This window comes from Streptomyces sp. NPDC058701 (assembly GCF_042715295.1).
Classification (GTDB): domain Bacteria; phylum Actinomycetota; class Actinomycetes; order Streptomycetales; family Streptomycetaceae; genus Streptomyces.
Map to the genome: position 1 here is coordinate 1 of NZ_JBHXSY010000053.1, position 17,739 is coordinate 17,739.

The window sequence follows — 17,739 nt, forward strand, 5'->3', positions numbered from 1 at the left end:
AACTCTTCCCCGGCTCGCAACGCCTCATCGAGCTGGCGGACCGCATCGAGCAGCTTCAGGTCGAGGCCCTGTGCTGGTGCGGCGCCCGTGCCACGCACAATGCCCGGACGATAGACGGCGAGATGGTCGTCGAGGGCGCCCAGGTCGTCGTCGGCGACGTGAACCGCCCGGCGGGTGAGATCGGCTACGAGGTCCTCTGCCGTCGCCACCACCGCCGCCGCACGACCTCGGCCGCGGCCCACGCGGGCGCCCTCTCCCCGGACGTCCTCCCGGTCAACCACGGCTGACCGCCGGGCGGCACGCGCCTCCTACTGGAAGCTGAGTCGGTGCGGGTGCGTCGGGGTGGTGGGGCAGGTGTGGACGCGCATGAGGCCGCGGCCGAGGTGGACGCCGGTCGGATCGCTGATCCGACTGTCCGGTAGGGAGCCTTGGTCCTCCAGGGGGATCCAGCTCTCCGAGGCTCCGTCCCATTCGCTGCCGCCCACGGTGAGCAAGGGAGGCATGGGCGCTCCGCAGACTCCGCAATCGATGTCCGCCGGGTCGGTGAGGTGCCACGAGGCGAAGCCGCCGACCTTCCAGCCGGGCGCGAGGGAGAGGTCGCCCCGGTAGGTCACCTCGTCATCCTCGTCCGCGCGCGCGGCGGCCATGGCGGCCTCGTACTCCTCGTACGTGTCGAAGCCGGAGGAGCCGGAGGAGCCGGAGGAGTCGAAGGCGTCAGCGTCCTCTTCGTCTCCCACCTCCCACACTTCGATGGCCTCCTGAAGGCCCTCGTCCAGCAGACCCTCGTACTCGTGCTCCACCACTTGTTCGGGGTCGAGCACGCACGGGTTCGGGACGCATTCGGCCCTGCCCACCACCACCGGTTCCGGGATCACGGCGAGGACCTCGGCGACGTCCTGGGAGCGGCGCCACTTCAGTACGACGTCGATGGTCCGGTCGGGACCGTGCGCTTCGAAGGGGCACCAGAGGACCTGGAGCAGGTCGCAGCCGTCCGGTCCGGTGAGGTCGGGGACGTCGCGGGTGAAGAGCTGGGCGGCGGCGAGCAGCGGAATCGGGTCCGCCTCGCCGATCTGCGGGGCGTGCGGTCCCGGTTGGATGGCGTCCAAGACCCCGCGTTCCGCAGCCGTAGGACCTGACCAGGGATCGCGGTGCCATGCCTCGTCGAGGATCCGCCGCTGGAGGCGCACGTCCGACAGACGGTGCCCGCTGCCCTTGGGGTGGACCGCGGTGCACACGGGCCACGGCTCGTCGGCGGGCCACAGGAGCGGGCCGGCGACCGAGCTCTCGTCGGCCTTCGGGGAGCCGGGGCGCGGGTGGAGGCGGGTGCTGGTGCGGCGGTGGTCGCCGAGGGCGGGGAACAAGGCCTCGGCGTCGACCGGGCGGGGCGGGGTGGTGCGGGTCATGGACTTCTCACTCGGGGTTCGGGGTTCGGGGTTCGGGGGCCGGCGCCGGCCGCGCGCGGCCAGCATGGCGCACGGCCTCGGCCGGCGTCCGCGCGGGCACCCCTGCCGCGCGCCCCCTCCCCGACACCCCCGGGCTGCCGTGCCCGGCGGAGCCGCCCGTACGGGCGGCTCCGGTGCGTCGGGGTTACGCGGCCGCCCGGCGGAAGCGGCTCAGGCTGGCCCAGACGGTGCCGACCAGCAGCACGGCGAACCACATGGCCACGACCAGGTGCGGGTGCTCGCCCGGGAAGCTGGTGCTCTGCGCCGTGGGGTTGCCCCACAGGTGGCGGCAGGAGTCGGCCACCGCGCTGATCGGGTTCCACTCGACGAAGGGGCGCAGCCAGCCCGGCATGGACGCGGCCGGGAAGACCGCGTTCGACAGGAAGGTGCAGACGACCAGGATCAGGGCGCCGATCGAGTCGATGGACTCGATGTTCTTGACCATCATCCCGAGCGTGATGCCGACCCAGACCATCAGGAAGATGAAGCCGCCGGCCACGGCGAAACCGGCCGCGACGGACAGCGGGTCGCCGTGCGGGCGCCAGCCGATGGCGAGACCGACCAGTGTGATCACCACGAGGACGCCGAGGCCCACCAACAGGTCGGCCAGCGCGTGTGCCACCAGGACGGCGGACCGGGAGATGGGCAGCGACCGGAAGCGGTCCATCAGCCCGGCCCGGAGGTCCATGGCGATGCTGATCGCGGTCGGTCCGATGCCGGCCAGGCCGACCTGCACCGCGATGCCCGCCATCAGGTACTCCTGGTAGTCACCCCCCTGGGGCGCCACGATGGCCTCCTTGAAGAGGTATCCCACCGCCAGCAGCATCACCAGCGGATTGAGCACGATCCCGACGAGCCGGCCCGGGGTGCGGCGCAGGTGGCGAAGCCGCCTGCCCGCGAGCGCGAACGTCTCCGTGAGGGGATGGCCGGTGGTGACCCGGGGCACCGGAGAGGGAGCGGGAGAGGGGACTGGAGCGGGAGCGGGGGATGGAGCGGGGTCGGGGACCGTGTCCGCGGCCGGACTGTTGACGAGTGTGCTCATGGGTGCGTTCCCTCGGGTGGGCCGGTCGGTCCGTCGCAGCTCCGCGTCGACGATCGCACCGACCTTTGCCTGCGGTTCCGGATGCATCAGGTATTCGTGGGCGTAGGGGAGTTCGTGGACCCGGACGGTTCCGGCGACGTGCCCGTCCCAGCGGCGGGCCGCGGTGTCCGTGTCGGCCGCCGTCCGTCCGGACGTCGCGACGAGCAGCGTCATGTCGCCGTCGAAGCGGCCGGGCCGGAACTGCTCGGCGAGGACGACGTGGTGGCGCATCACCGTCACCAGGCGGTCGACGTCCTGCTCGGTCAGCGATCCGAAGGCGCCGCCGTGGCGCCGCAGCACCGCGGCGACCGCCGCCGCGTCCGGGACCTCCCCGGCCGCCGCGGCCTGCTCCTCCCCGAGGTACTCCAGGAAGCGGCGGAGCAGTACGTCGCGGTCGGGCAGCGGCCCGTCGAGGGCGCTGTCGTACGGGAAGGCGTCCAGGTTGGCGAGGAGGGCGACTTCGGCGCCGTCGGCGCGCAGCCGGACGGCCAGTTCGTGGGCGAGCAGACCGCCGAAGGACCAGCCCAGCAGGTGGTACGGGCCCTCGGGCTGCACCTCCCGGATGCGCTCCAGGTACGACGCGGCCTGCGCCTCGATGCTCGCCGCCGGCTCGGACCCGCTCACCTGTGGAGCCTGGAGCCCGATGATCGGCCGCTCCTCGTCGACGTAGGAGGCGAGGCCGAGGTACGGCAGGCTCGTCCCCAGACCGCCGTGCACGCAGAACAGCGGGGGCAGTGAGCCGGCCGGCCGGATCGGGAGCACGGGGGCGAACGGGTCCTGCGGGTCCGCACCGAGCGAGCTGGTCCGCAACTGCCGGGCCAGGTGCTCCGCGCCGGCCGTGCGGCCGTCCACCAGGGCGGCGAGCGAGGCGGGCGTCCGCCGGGTGAACACCTCCGCCACGGTGAGCTCCAGCATGCTCTTCGCCGCGCGGGCCACCACCTGGACGGTCCCGATGCTGTTGCCGCCGAGGGCGAAGAAGTCGTCGTCGGCGCCGACCGTGTCGAGGCCCAGCACGTCGGCGAACGCCCGGACCAGGGTCTTCTCGGTCTCGGTGACGGCTTCACGGCCGGCCGCCGGACGCGGTTCGGGCGCGGGCAGCGCCTCCCGGTCGACCTTGCCGTTCACGGTGACCGGCAGCTCGGGCAGGGTGACCAGCGCGGACGGCACCATGTAATCGGGCAGCCGCCGGGCGAGCAGACCGCGTACGTCGGCGTCCTCGACGCCGGCGCCCGGGAGGGGCACGAGGTAGCCGACGAGCGTCTGGACGCCCGGCCGGTCCTCCCGGGCGGTCACCACGGCCTGGGCGATGCCCGGGTGCTCCAGCAGCACGCTCTCGATCTCGCCGAGTTCGATGCGGAAGCCCCGGACCTTGACCTGCTGGTCGGAGCGGCCGAGGTAGTCGAGGTTGCCGTCGGCGCGCCAGCGTACGAGGTCGCCGGTCCGGTACATGCGGGACCCGGCCGGGCCGTACGGGTCGGCCACGAACCGCTCGGCGCTCACACCGGGCCGGTTCACGTAGCCGATGGCGAGGCCCGTGCCGCCCACGTAGAGCTCACCGACGACCCCGGCCGGAACGGGCGTCAGGCTCCCGTCGAGGACGTAGGCGCGGTGGCCGGCGATGGGCCGGCCGATCGGCGGGTGGCCGCCGGTGATCCGGTCGCTCGCGGTGGTGACCACGGTGTTCTCGGTCGGGCCGTAGAGGTTGTGGAGCCGGGTGACCGGCGCCCAGCGCTCGACGAGCTCCGGGGTCATCGCCGCTCCGCCGACCGTCATCACCAGCCCCTCGGGCAGGCGCGCCTCCTCGGGGAAGGCGTCCACGACCACGGGCGGCAGCAGGGCGATGTCGACCCGGTGCCGGTTGATGAACTCCGCGAGCGGCAGCCCGGCCCGCCGGTCGTCCGGGACCTGCACCATGGTGCCGCCGACCAGCAGGGAGACGCACAGCTCCCAGACGGCCGCGTCGAAGCTGAACGTGGCGAACTGCAGGGCCCGGGTGTCCGGCCCCACGCCGAACCGCTCCCGGTGATCTGCGGCCAGGGCGGTCGCGGTCCCGTGGGAGACCAGCACGCCCTTGGGCAGGCCGGTCGAGCCGGAGGTGTAGATGAGGTAGGCCGGATCCCGGGGGGTCACCGGCCGGCTGCGCTCGGCGTCGTCGAGCCCGGCCGCGCCGTGGCCGGCGATCAGGGCCCTGGTGCCCGGGTCGTCCAGCACCAGGTGACGCGTCCCCGCGGTCTCCGGCAGCAGGGCCCCGGAGCCGAGCACGGCGGTCGAGGTGACCAGCAGCTGCGCCCCGGAGTCGGTCAGCATGTGGGTGATGCGGTCGACGGGGTAGGCCGGGTCGACGGGCAGGTACGCCGCGCCGGACTTGAGCACCGCGAGCACGGAGACCAGCAGCTCGGGCGAGCGGGGCAGCACCAGGGCCACGAAGCGGCCCGGTCCCGCCCCGCGGGCCACGAGTTCGCGGGCGAGGCGGTTGGCCCGTTCGTCCAGCTCCCGGTAGCCGAGGGTGACCTCCTCGGAGACGAACGCGGGATGTCCGGCGCGACGGGCGGCCCAGCCCTCGAACAGGCCGTGCACGGTCTCGGTGGACTCCACCGCGGTACGGGAGCCGGTGCTCCAGTCGTCCAGCAGCCGGCTCCGCTCCCGCGCGTCGAGGACGTCCAGCCGGCTGAGCGGTGCCGCGGGCGTGGTGACGGCCGCTTCGAGCAGGCGCAGGAAGGAGGTGACGAGCAGCTGCGCGGTGTCGCGTTCGTACAGGTCCGTCGCGAACTCCAGCCGCCCGGACAGCCCTTCGCCGGGCCCGCCCTCGGTGAACTCGAAGACGAGGTCGAACTTCGCGGTCGTGGAGCCGGATTCGACGAACGAGGACTCCAGGCCGGGAAGGTCGAACTGCGGCACGGCGGTGTTCTGGAAGGCGAGCATCACCTGGAACAGCGGCTGCCGCGACAGCGAGCGGACCGGGCTCAGCGCGTCCACCAGCCGTTCGAAGGGCAGCTCCTGGTGCTGGAAGGCACCCAGGTCGGCCTCGCGGACGCGGTGCAGCAGCTCCTGGAACGTCGGGTCGCCGCTGGTGTCGGTGCGCAGGACGAGCGTGTTGACGAAGAAGCCGACCAGGTCGTGCAGCGCCTCGTCGGTGCGGCCCGCGATGGGCGAGCCGAACGGGATGTCGGTGCCGGCACCCAGCTTGCCGAGGGTCGTGGCGAGGGCGGCCTGGACGACCATGAAGGGGCTGACACCGGACGCGCGGGCCAGGCGGGTGAGCCGTTCGTGCAGTGCGGCGGGGACGGCGAACGGCACCACGCCGCCCGCGTAGCTCGCGATCGCCGGCCGCGGGTGGTCGCTCGGCAGGGCCAGTTCCTCCGGGATGCCGCGCAGGGTCTCGGTCCAGTACGCCAGCTGCCGGCCGAGGAGGCTGTCCGGGTCCTCCTCGGAGCCGAGCTCCCGCTCCTGCCAGAGGGAGAAGTCGGCGTACTGGACGGGCAGTCCGGCCTGTTCGGGGAGGTCGTCCCCGGTACGGACGCGGTAGGCGCGGGCGATGTCGGAGGCCAGCACCGGGACGGACCAGCCGTCGAAGGCGATGTGGTGGACGACGAGCAGCAGGACGTGGTCCCGCTCGCCGAGCGAGAACAGCCGGGCGCGCACCGGCAGGTCGCAGGTCAGGTCGAAGGGGCGGTCGGCCTCCGCGTCCAGGAGCGCGCCCAGCGCGGGCTCGCCGCCGGGTACGGGTACGGCCTCCAGCGCCGTCCGGGCATCGTGCGGCTCGCACACGATCTGCCCCGGCTCCTCCCCGATGCTCGGGAAGACGGTCCGCAGCACCTCGTGCCGCTCGCTCACGTCGCCGAGTGCCTCCCGCAGGGCGTCCCGGTCGAGGTCACCGCGCAGCCGGACGGCCAGGGAGATGTGGTAGCCGGCCGCTCCGGGGTCCAGGCGGTTGAGGAACCACATGCGGCGCTGCATGTGCGACAGCGGGACGAAGCCGGGCCGTGGCCCGGCCCGCAGCGGGGTGCGGGAGGTGGGCGTGGGGACCAGCCCGGCCGCGAGCGCGGCCGGGGTGGGGTGCTCGAACAGGGCCCGTACGGACAGTTCGACGCCGAGGGCTCCGCGCACCCGGCTCACCAGCCGGGTGGCCAGCAGGGAATGCCCGCCGAGGGCGAAGAAGTCGTCGTCCACGCCCACGTCGGGCAGCCCGAGGACGTCGGCGAACAACCCGCGCAGGATCTCCTCGGCGGGGCCCTCGGCCTCCCGGCCGGCGGGCCGCTCCAGTTCGGGCGCGGGCAGCGCCTTGCGGTCGACCTTTCCGCTGGGCGTCAGCGGGAAGGTGTCGAGCAGGACGAACGCCGACGGGACCATGTACTCGGGCAGCGCCTCCCTGACCCGCTCCCGCAGGGCCGCGGTGTCCAGGGCCGTCGCGCCCTCGCCGGCGTCGGCCTCCGGCACCAGGTAGGCGACGAGCCGGGTGTCCCCGGGTTCGACCTCGCGGGCCACGACCACGGCGCGGGCGACGCCGGGCAGCCCGGTCAGCACCGTCTCGATCTCGCCGAGCTCCAGGCGGTGGCCGCGCACCTTCACCTGGTGGTCGACCCGCCCGATGTAGTCGAGCTGCCCGTCCGCGCCCCAGCGGACCAGGTCGCCCGTACGGTACATGCGGGTTCCGGCGGGCCCGTAGGGGTCGCAGACGAACCGCTCGGCGGTCAGCGACGGGCGGCGCAGGTACCCCTGCGCCAGGCCGGTGCCGGCGATGTACAGCTCGCCGACGACGCCGCAGGAGACCGGGCGCAGCGCCTGGTCCAGGACGTAGACCCGGGTGTTCGCGATGGGCCGGCCGATGGACGGGGCACCCGGGCGGGTGCCGTCCAGGACCGAGGCGGTCGACCAGATGGTGGTCTCGGTGGGCCCGTAGACGTTGAGGACCGTGGCGGCGGCCTCCACGAGCGCGGCGGCCAGCGGCTCGCCGAGCGCCTCGCCTCCGGTCAGCAGGCGCAGGCCCGCGAGGCATTCGGGGGCCGTGGCCACCAGCGCCTGCCAGTGGCTCGGGGTGGCCTGCACGACGGTCGCGGCGGCGGCGGCGATCGCCCTCGCGAGCGCCACCGGGTCCTGGACGGTCGCACGGTCCGCGAGGACCAGGCCGGCGCCGGCGAGCAGCGGTACGAACAGCTCCAGCATGGCGATGTCGAAGCCGAAGGTGGTCACGGCGAGGAGGCGGTCCCGCTCGGTGACCGCCACGCGCCGGGCCATGTCGTCGACGAGATTGGCGAAGGCGCCGTGCGGGACGACGACGCCCTTGGGGCGGCCCGTGGAACCGGAGGTGTAGATGACGTACGCCGGGAGGTCCGGGCTCAGGCTCCCGCCGCGTTCGGCGTCGGAGACCGGGCCGGCGGGCTGACCGAGCAGTTCCGCCGCGGTACCGGCGTCGTCGAGCAGGACCGTGGCGCCGGTCCACCGCAGGGCCCTCGCCGCGTCCGTCGTGCTCAGCAGCACGGCGGGTTCCGCGTCGTCGAGCATGAGGCCGATGCGGTCGGCGGGATGCCCGGGGTCGAGGGCCAGGTAGGCGGCGCCCGTCTTGAGCACGGCCAGAGCCGCCACCACCAGGTCGGCGGAGCGGGGCAGGGCGAGGGCCACCAGGCCGCCGGCCCGGGTGCCGCGGCTGATCAGCAGCCGGGCGAGGCGGTCGGCGCGGTCCTCCAGGGCGGCGGCCGTCACGGAGTCGTCCCCGCACTCCACGGCGACCCGGTCGGGGTCCGCGGCGGCGCGCCGGGCGATCAGTTCCGGGAGCAGCGCGGCCGGTGCGGGCGCCCCGGTCAGGTTGTACGTCCGCAGGACGAGCTCCCGTTCGTCCGGCTCGATCAGTTCGAGTCGGCCGAACGGCAGGTCCGCGGCGGCCGGGAGCCGGGCGAGCAGGCCGGCGAGACGCCGGACCAGCAGGCCGGCCGCATCGGCGCCGAAGAGGTCCGGACGGTACTGGACCGTCAGCTCCAGGTCGTTCCCCGGGAGCGCGACGAGGCTCAGCGGGAACTCGGTGGCGTTGCGGATGTCGGAGCTCCGCAACACCAGACCGGTCAGCGCGGTGAAGGCGGCGGCATCGGTCCTGGGGTAGTTCTGGAACATCACGGCGGTGTCGAACAGGCTGCCCGCGCCTACGATCTCCTGCACGTCGGCGAGGCCCAGGTGGCGGTGCGGGAGGAGCTCGCTCTGCTGGTCCTGGAAGCCGGTGAGCAGCTCGGCGACGGTGCGCGCCGAGTCCAGGCGGACGCGGGCGGGCAGCGTGTTGGCGAACATGCCGACCATCGACTCGACGCCGGGCAGTTCGGCGGGGCGTCCCGAGTCGACCATGCCGAACAGCACGTCGGTGCGGCCGGTCAGATGGCCGACGAGCATGCCCCAGCAGCCCTGGACCACGGTGCCCAGGGTCAGCTCGCGGGAGCGGGCCCACTCGGTGAGGCGCGCGGTCTGCGCGGGTCCGAGGGCGGCGCTCACCGAACGGGGGAGCGACGGGGCACCGGCCGGGTCGGGCAGGGCGACGTTGGTGGGCTCCTCCACCGCGGCCAGGGCGGAGCGCCACGCGTCCCGGGCACCGTCGCGGTCCTGGCGCCCGAGCCAGGCGAGGTAGTCCCGGTAGTGCGGTGCGGGGGCGGCGGAGCCCGCCTCCCCGGTCGCGTACCGGGTGAACAGCTCGTCCAGCATGATCGGCATCGACCAGCCGTCGAGGACGATGTGGTGCACCGTCAGCAGCAGCCGGAACCGGTGCCCGCCCAGCCGGACGAGGGTGCAGCGCAGCAGCGGCGGGCGGTCGAGGCGGAAGGGCCGGACCCGGTCCGCCTCGGTGGCCCGTTCCAGCTCGGCCGCCTGCGCGTCCCCCGCGAGGGCGGAGAGGTCCACCGTGTCCCAGGGCACGTCGACGCCGTGCGGGACGACCTGGACCGGCTTGCCGTTGCGCAGGGTCCGGAAGCAGGCCCGCAGACCGGAGTGGTTCTCCAGCAGCCCGCCCACCGCGGCCCGCATCCGGTCCTCGTCCAGGAGGCCCTCGAGGTCGGCCACCAGCTGCAGAACGTGGATGTCGAGGTCCTGCCCCACGAAGTCCGCGTGGAACAGGAACCCCTGCTGCAGCGGGGCGAGCGGCAGGAACTCGCTCTTTCGTGCGGATTTCACCGTGTGCTCTCTCATGAATCCAGTGACTCCAGCTCAGTGTCGAGTTCGTCCATCTCGTCGTCGCTCAGCTCCAGGAGCGGTGCCGGTGCGGAGACGGCCGGCTGCTGCGCCGGTACGCCCGCACCGGCGGCGGCGACGACGGCCGCGAGGGCGAGGGGGGTGCGGTGTCCGAAGACGTCGCGGGGGGTGATCACGATGCCGTGGGCGCGGGCCCGGCCCACGACCCGGATGGAGCTGATGGAGTCCCCGCCGAGGGTGAAGAAGTTGTCGTCGATGCCGACGCCGTCGACCCCGAGCACCTCGGCGAACACCGCGCACAGCGACCGCTCGACCGGGTCGCGGCCCTCCCGCCGGGTTCCGGCGGGCGTCGCGTCCGCCGCTCCCGCCGGGTGGGGGAGGGCCTTGCGGTCCACCTTCCCGTGGGCAGTCAGCGGCAGGGCGGGCAGCGCGACCCACGCGGACGGGACCATGTACTGCGGCAGCACCGCGGAGAGGTCGGCCCGGACCCCCGCGAGGTCGTCGGTGCCCGGCGCCACCACGTAGGCGACGAGGCGGGTCGCCGGGGCCGGGTCCGTGAGCGCGACCACGGCCGCGTCGGCCACCTGCGGCAGGGCGCGCAGGGCGGCCTCGACCTCACCGAGCTCGATCCGGTGGCCCCGCACCTTGACCTGGTGGTCGCGGCGCTCCACGAACTCCAGCTGCCCGTCCGGCCGCCGCACCACGCGGTCACCCGTGCGGTACATCCGGGCGCCGGGGACCCCGGCGAAGGGGTCCGCGACGAAGGTGGCGGACGTCCTGGCCGGATCGGCGAGGTAGCCGCGGCCGACTCCGGCCCCGCCGACGTACAGCTCGCCGACCGTGCCCACCGGAACCGGGCGCAGCTCGTCGCCCAGCACGTGGAGGAAGGTGTTGCGGACGGCGGCGCCGATCGGCACGCGGGCACCCGGCCGGTCCTCCGCGTGGAGCACCGCGTGCGTGACGTCGTCCGAGCACTCCGTGGGGCCGTACGCGTTGACCAGGGGGATGGCGGGGAAGCGGCCCCACCACCGGTCGCACAGCTCGGCCGGGAGCGCCTCGCCGGTGACCACGAGCCGGCGCAGGTCGCCGGCTCCGGCGGCGGCGCCGACCGCGTCCCAGGAGTCGAGGGCCGCCCGGAGCAGGGACGGCACGACCTCCAGGATCGAGACGTCCTCGGCCGACACGACGCCGAACAGGGCGTCGGGGTCGGCGGCGACCTCGCGGGGGACCACGCGGACGGTGCCGCCGACGACGAGCGGGGCCAGCATCTGCCAGACCGACACGTCGAAGGTGACGGGGGCGTTCTGCACGACCCGGTCGCCGGCGCCCAGTGCGAGGTCCTCGACCTTGGCCAGGAGGTGGTTCTCCATACCGAGGCGGTGGACCATGGCGCCCTTGGGCTTGCCCGTGGAACCGGACGTGAAGATCACATAGGCGAGGTCGTCCGGCCGGCCGAGGGGCCGTGCCAGACCGTCCGGCGCCCCGGGTACGTCCCCTGCCTCCTCGAAGCCGGCGGCCGCCCCCAGCGTGCTCGCGCCCGGCCCGGCCAGCTCCAGCACCTCGGCGGCCAGGTCCTCGCAGCCCGGGCCCGTCAGCAGGCACCGCGCCCCGGAGTCCGCGAACAGCGAGGCGATGCGGGCCACGGGGGCGCCCACGTCCAGCGGGATCCAGGCCGCTCCGGCCTGCAGGACGCCCAGGACGGAGCCGACGAAGGCGGCGCCCGGTTCGGCCAGCACCGCCACGAGGGAGCCGGGGCCCGCTCCGGCAGCGGTCAGCCGTCCGGCCAGTTCGTCCGACCAGCGGACGAGGGACGCGTAGCCGACCTCGTGCTCCCCGTCCGCCACGGCGACGGCCGCGGGGGTGAGCCGGGCGAACGCGCGCACGCGCTCCACCACGCCCCCGGCGATGCCGGTGGCGGCGGCGCTCCCGGTGTCGTTCCACTTGCGCAGCAGTCCGCTCTCGTCCTCGGTCAGGACGTCGAGCCGGCCGATGCTCCGGCCGGGTGCGGCGGCGAGGTCCAGGAGCAGCCCCCGCAGGCGCTGCGCCACGGCCGCCACCTCGTCACGGGACAGCAGGTCGGGCGCGTAGTCGAAGCGGACCTCGAACTCCCGGCCCGGCAGGACGACCATGCTGAGCGGGTAGTGGCGGGCGTCGCGGGCCGTGACGTCGGCGATGCGCAGTCCGCCGCGGCCGGTGGCGACACCGCCCGCGGCCTCGGCCAGGGGGAAGTTCTCGAACACGAGCGCCGTGTCGAAGGGTTCGCCGTACGCGGCCAGTCCCGGAGAGCCGCCGAGCATCTCGGCCAGCCCGAGGTGGTCGAAGTCCCGCAGGGCGGACTGGGCGTCCTGGATCCGGAGCAGGAACGCGCCGACGGTCTCGGCGGGGTCGAGGACCGCGCGGACCGGCAGGGTGTTCAGGAACGGCCCCACGATGCCCTCCACGCCCGGCAGCGCGGCCGGCCGGGTGGACACCGTCGACCCGAACAGCACGTCGGAGCGGCCGGTGAGCCGGCCGAGCAGCACGGCCCAGCCGCCCTGGAAGACGGTGTTGAGGGTCAGACCCTGACGCGCGGCGAAGCCGGAGAGCGCGGCGGTCTCCTCGGCGGTCAGTCGCAGGGGCAGCGAGTCCGGCGCGACGGGCAGCCGGTCGGGGGCCGCTCCGCACAGCAGGGTCGGCTCGTCGAGGCCGGCGAGGGCGTCGGCCCACGCCGCCCTCGCCGCGTCGTGGTCCTGACCGGCCAGCCAGGAGAGGTAGGCGCGGAAGGGAACGGCGGGCGGGAGGGTCCCCCCGGCGCCCCCGTCCTCGTAGCAGGCGAGCAGTTCGCGCACGAGCACCGGCATGGACCAGCCGTCCACCAGGATGTGGTGCAGGGTCCAGACCAGGCGGTGGCGCCCGTCGTCCAGCCGTACGAGGGCCCAGCGCATCAGCGGCGGACGGGCCAGGTCGAAGCGCAGGAGCCGGTCCGCCTCGGCGAGCCGGTCCAGCTCGGCCCGCTGCCCGTCGGGCGCGAGCCCGGACAGGTCGACGCGGCGCAGCGGTACGCGGACCCCCGAGCGCAGTACCGAGACCGGGTCGCCCGCGTCCCGGTGGCGGAAGGCGCCTGCGAGCCCGGGGTGCCGCTCCAGGAGGGTGGCCAGGGCGCGCTCCAGGGCGTCCGCGTCCACTACGCCGATCAGGTCGGCCGCGACCTGCAGCGTGTAGAGGTCGGTTCCCCGCTGGTCGAACTCGGCCTGGAACAGCATGCCCCGCTGCATCGCCGTCAACGGCAGCACGTCGGTGACCGCGGTGTCGCCCGGGGCGTCCGGGGCCCGCTCGATCGCGTCGATCTCCTCCTGGCCCAGCGCCACCAGGGGCAGGTCCGAGGGGGTGTGCCCGCCGGCTCCGGGCAGGGCCGCGTGACTGACGAGGGCGCGCAGGGCCGCGAACCAGGCCGCGGCGAGTTCACGGACCTCGTCCTCGTCGAGGAGCCCGTCCGCCCACAGCCAGTCGGCGACCAGACGCGGACCGTCGGCACGGTCCTCGGTCACCGGGGTGACGGACAGGGCGTGGCGCAGCGGGGTGTCCGGGTGGAAGCCGGTGGCGATGACCGAGGAGCCGCCGGCGAGGGTCCAGGGGCCGGCCGACCCGTCGACGCGGAACCGGCCGAGGTAGTTGAAACCGAGGCTCGGGGCGGGCGCCGGGGCCAGCACCCGGGCGGTGCGCGGGTTGAGGTGGCGCAGCAGGCCGTAGCCGATCCCGCGGTCCGGGACGGCGCGCAGCTGCTCCTTGACCCGCTTGACGGCGGTGGCGAGGGCTGGACCCGAGGCCCGGGCGTCCTCCCGGTCGAGGGCGCCGAGGTCGAGGCGGACGGGGAAGACGGTGGTGAACCAGCCGACCGTGCGGGAGAGGTCGACGTCGTCGGTGATCTGCTCGCGGCCGTGGCCTTCGAGTTCGATCAGGAGGGGACGCGCGGAGTCCGGCGCGGAGCGGCCCCGCCAGTCGGCGGCGGCCAAGGCCAGAGCGCCGAGCAGGACGTCGTTGATCTCGCCGTGGAAGGCGGCGGGCACCGTGGTCAGCAGGGCCGCGGTCTGGTCGGCGGGCAGTTCGAGCCGCAGCCGCCGGGCCGTGCCGTAGGTGTCCCGGGAGGGGTCGAGCGGGCGGCTGCCGAGGACGGACGGCTCGTCCTCGCGCTGGGCCTGCCAGTAGGGCAGTTCGGCGATCCGCCCGGCGGTGCGGGACTGCTCGGCGAGGGTCGCCGCCCAACGCCGGTAGGAGGTCGGGACCGCCTCCGGTTCGGGTGTCCGGCCGGCGGCGGCAGCGGTCCAGGCGGCCTCCAGGTCGCCGGTCAGGATCCGCCAGGAGACGCCGTCGACGACGGTGTGGTGGGCCAGCAGCAGCAGGTGCGAGGTGGGTGCGGCGCCGCCGTGGAGCAGCACGGCCTGGAGCATGACCCCGTCGGACGGGGCGAGCCGGGTCCGTGCCGCGTCCGCCTCGGCCGTGACCAGCAGGTCCAGAGCGCCGGGATCACCGGCGGCGCCGGAGGCGTCCACGGTGCGGATCAGCCGGCCGGCGGCCACGGACCCGCGCTCGGCGGTGCGCAGGGACCAGATGCCGGGGGCGGGCTCGGCCACCGCCAGGCGCAGTGCGTCGTGCCCGTCGAGCAGCGCCTGCAGGGCGGGGGCGAGGGTGCCGGCCGTCATCGCGGTGGGCACCCGGAGCAGGACGTACTGGCTGAACTGGCCTGCGGGGCCGGTCAGTTCACCGAGGTCCTCGGCGAGCTGGGAGATGATCGGGGTCGGCTCGACCTCGCCGACGCCGTCTTCGGCGGCCCGCGGGACGGAAGCGCCCTCCCCGCCCGGTCCGGCGACCGTCCCCACGAGGGCGGCGAGGGCGGCGGGGGTCTTGAGGGCGAAGACGTCGCGGGGGGTGAGGACGATGCCCTGGCCCCGGGCGCGGCTGACCACCTGGATGGAGCTGATGGAGTCTCCGCCCAGGGTGAAGAAGCCGTCGTCCGCGCCCACCGTGTCGAGGCCCAGGACCTGGGCGAAGATCTCGCACAGCGCCTGCTCGGCGGGGTGGCGGGGGAGGCGGCCGCGGCGCCCGGTGGCCGCGGCCGGGGACGGCACGGTGACGGCGGTGGCCGCGGTGACGGCGGCCGGCGCGGCACCCGGCCCGGTCGGCGCGGGCAGCGCGCGGCGGTCGACCTTGCCGTGCGGGGTCAGCGGCAGCGCCGGGAGCGGGACCCAGCTGGTGGGGACCATGTACGGGGGGAGCAGCTCGGCCAGCGCGTCCCGCACGGCGACCGGTTCGGTGCCCGGGGCGACCAGGTAGGCCACCAGACGGGCGGCGCCGGAGGCGTTGCCGGGCGCGGTGACGGCGACGTCGACGACGTGCGGGAGGGAGCGCACAGCCGCCTCGATCTCGCCGAGCTCGACGCGGTGGCCCCGGATCTTCACCTGGTGGTCGCGCCGCTCCAGGAACTCCAACTGCTCGTCCGGTCGCCACACGACATGGTCGCCGGTGCGGTACATGCGGCTTCCGGGGTCGGGCGCGAAGGGATCGGGCACGAAGGCGGCGGCGGTCTTCGCCGGGTCCAGGAGGTAGCCGCGGCCGACGCCCTCGCCGCCGACGTACAGCTCGCCGATCGCTCCCGGGGCGGCGGGCCGCAGGTCGTCGCCGAGGACGTAGAGCAGGGTGTTGCGGACGGGACGGCCGATGGGCACGCGCGCGCCGACCGGCGCGCCGGCGCGCAGGACGGCGTGCGTGACGTCGTCCGAGCATTCGGTCGGCCCGTACGCGTTGATCAGCGGGACCTCGGGGTAGCGCTGCCACCAGCGCGTGCACAGGTCGGGCGGGAGGGCCTCGCCGGTCACCATGAGCCAGCGCAGGTGCCGGGCCGCCGGAGTGCCGGGTGCGGTGTCCCAGTTGTCGAGGGCCGCGCGCAGCAGGGTGGGGACGACCTCCAGGACGGTGACGTGGTCGTCGGTCGCGGTGGCGAACAGGGCGTCGGGGTCGGCCGCGACCTCGCGGGGGACCACGTGGACGGTGCCGCCGACGACGAGCGGGGCCAGCATCTGCCAGACCGACACGTCGAACGTGACGGGGGCGTTCTGCACGACCCGGTCGGCCGCGGTCAGCCCCAGGTCGTCGATCTTGGCGCCGAGGTGGTTGAGCATGCCGCCGCGGTGGACCATGGCGCCCTTGGGCTTGCCCGTGGAGCCCGAGGTGAAGATGACGTACGCCAGGTCGGCCGGCCCGCCGGCCGGTGCGCGCAGTTCGTCCAGCGGCACCGGGTGGGCGGTCAGGCCGCCGGGCAGCGGGTGCGTCCGTACGCTGCCGTCGCCGAGCTCCGCGGCCAGGCCCTGCAGCCCCGGTCCGACGAGCAGGTGGCCGATCCGGGAGTCGGTGACCAGGCTGTCGGTGCGCGCCGTCGGCGCGTGCACGTCGAGGGGCACCCAGGCCGCACCCGCGCCGAGGACGCCGAGGACGGCGCCCACGAAGGCGGCGCTCGGCTCGGCGAGGATGCCGACCAGGGTCCCGGGCCCGGCGCCGGCCGAGACGAGCGTCTCGGAGAGCTCGTCCGCCCAGATCGCCAGCGAGGAGTAGGAGGCGTCCGTGGTGCCGTCCGTGACCGCCAGGGCGGCGGGCGTCGCGGCGGCGAACTCCCGTACGAGTTCCACCACGCCGCCCGCGAGCGCCTCGCCGCGGGGTCCGGTGCCGGCCGCCAGGAGGGCGCCCCGCTCCTGCTCGGTCGCGAGGTCGAGGCGGCCCAGCGGCGTGGCCGGATCGGCGGCCGCGAGCACCTGGAGGAACGCTCCGAAACGGCGCAGGTGGTCCACGACCTCGGTCTCGGAGTACCGCTCGGGGTTGCCGTTCATGTGCAGTTCGAGGGTGCCGTCGGCACCGTCCAGCACCGTGATCATCAGGTCGTCGACGATGCCGGTGGAAAGGTTGTGCAGCCGGGCCCCGCACGGACCGAGACGGAACTCCGGTGTCTGCGGGAGCACGTTGACGAAGGGGCCGAAGGGCCGCCGGTCGGCCTGCATGCCGAGCGAGCGGCGGATGCGCTCCGCCGGGTAGCGCTGGTGGCGCAGGGAGCGGGCGACCGCCTTCGAGGTGCTGCCCAGCAGCTCGGACACCGTGGTCGCGGGAGCGACGCGCGCCGGGAGCGGCAGGTAGTTCGCCACCATGCCGGGCACGTTGCGCGCGGTGGCGGTCAGGCGTGCCGTCATGGGGAGGGTCAGCAGCACGTCGTCACGGCCGGCCGCCTTGCCCACGTACGCCGCCGTCGCGGCGATGGCGAACGTGGGCCAGGTGACGCCGGCGGCGGACGCCGCGGCGCGCAGGCGCCCGGCGCCGGCCGCGTCGACTTCGCGGGTGCGGCGCAGGAAACCGGTGCCCGGGACCGGATCGCCGGCGGCGAGGCTGACCGGCTCCGCGGCGCCGTCGAGATGGGCCGCCCAGAACCGGCGGTCGCGCTCCAGGGCGGGCGACTCCAGGTACGCCGCCTCCTCCCGGAGCAGCAGCTCCAGAGGGGGCAGCGGGTCCCCCGGCGGCTCTTCGCCCGTGCTTAGCGCCCCGTAGACCTCGCTGAGGCGCCGGTAGACCGCCAGCCGGCTGTAGCCGTCGGACAGCAGGTGGTGCATGGCCAGGTAGAGCAGCGTGCGGTCCTCGGACACGCGGAAGAGCAGCGTGCGGAACAGCAGCCCGCCCGCGAGCTCGAACGGCCGGTGCAGGTCCCCGTCCATCAGCCTCAGCGCCTCGCCGACCGGGTCCGGGCCCCCGCCGAGGTCCAGGACCTCCAGCGGGAGCCCGTCCAGCGGTTCGATCCGCTGCACCGGCAGCCCGTCCACGTCGAAGAAGCGCGCCCGCGTGCACTGTGCCTCGTCCAGGACCCGTCGCAGCGCGCTCCGGAGCAGCTGCTTGTCGAGCGGCCCGCTGATGTCCAGGTAGTCGGCCATGTTGTACGCGAGCCGACCGCTGGACAGCTGCTCGTCGAACCAGATGCCTTTCTGTGCCCCCGTGAGGGGCAGGTCCGGAAGGGTGCGCGAAGTCATGACGGTCTCCATGAGT

3 protein-coding genes and 1 pseudogene are annotated in these 17,739 nt (G+C 74.7%); 1 reads left to right on the top strand and 3 read right to left on the bottom strand.

All coding sequences use genetic code 11. The annotated features are described in order from the left end of the window. Positions 1-287 (top strand): annotated as a pseudogene (locus tag ACFWW8_RS33545) (thymidine kinase); the annotation flags it as partial. Positions 288-308: 21 nt separating this feature from the next. On the opposite strand, the gene ACFWW8_RS33550 reads toward ACFWW8_RS33545, so the two are convergent. From ACFWW8_RS33550 to ACFWW8_RS33560, 3 genes are all read right to left on the bottom strand, one after another. Next, positions 309-1,403, bottom strand: coding sequence for a hypothetical protein (locus tag ACFWW8_RS33550; protein WP_386535301.1), 1,095 nt, complete (start codon positions 1,401-1,403; stop codon positions 309-311). 184 nt (positions 1,404-1,587) lie between these two features. Then, complete coding sequence (locus ACFWW8_RS33555; RefSeq protein WP_386535304.1) at positions 1,588-9,669, bottom strand: amino acid adenylation domain-containing protein; 8,082 nt, start codon at positions 9,667-9,669, stop codon at positions 1,588-1,590. Between the two features lie 11 nt (positions 9,670-9,680). Then, positions 9,681-17,723 carry an amino acid adenylation domain-containing protein gene (locus ACFWW8_RS33560; protein WP_386535306.1) on the bottom strand — a complete coding sequence of 2,681 codons (8,043 nt, stop codon included), beginning with the start codon at positions 17,721-17,723 and terminating at the stop codon, positions 9,681-9,683. Positions 17,724-17,739: the final 16 nt, after the last annotated feature.

Coding starts and splice junctions, on each gene's coding strand:
- ACFWW8_RS33550 (WP_386535301.1), bottom strand. CDS start 1,403: ATGACCCGCACCACCCCGCCCCGCCCGGTCGACGCCGAGGCCTTGTTC.
- ACFWW8_RS33560 (WP_386535306.1), bottom strand. CDS start 17,723: ATGACTTCGCGCACCCTTCCGGACCTGCCCCTCACGGGGGCACAGAAA.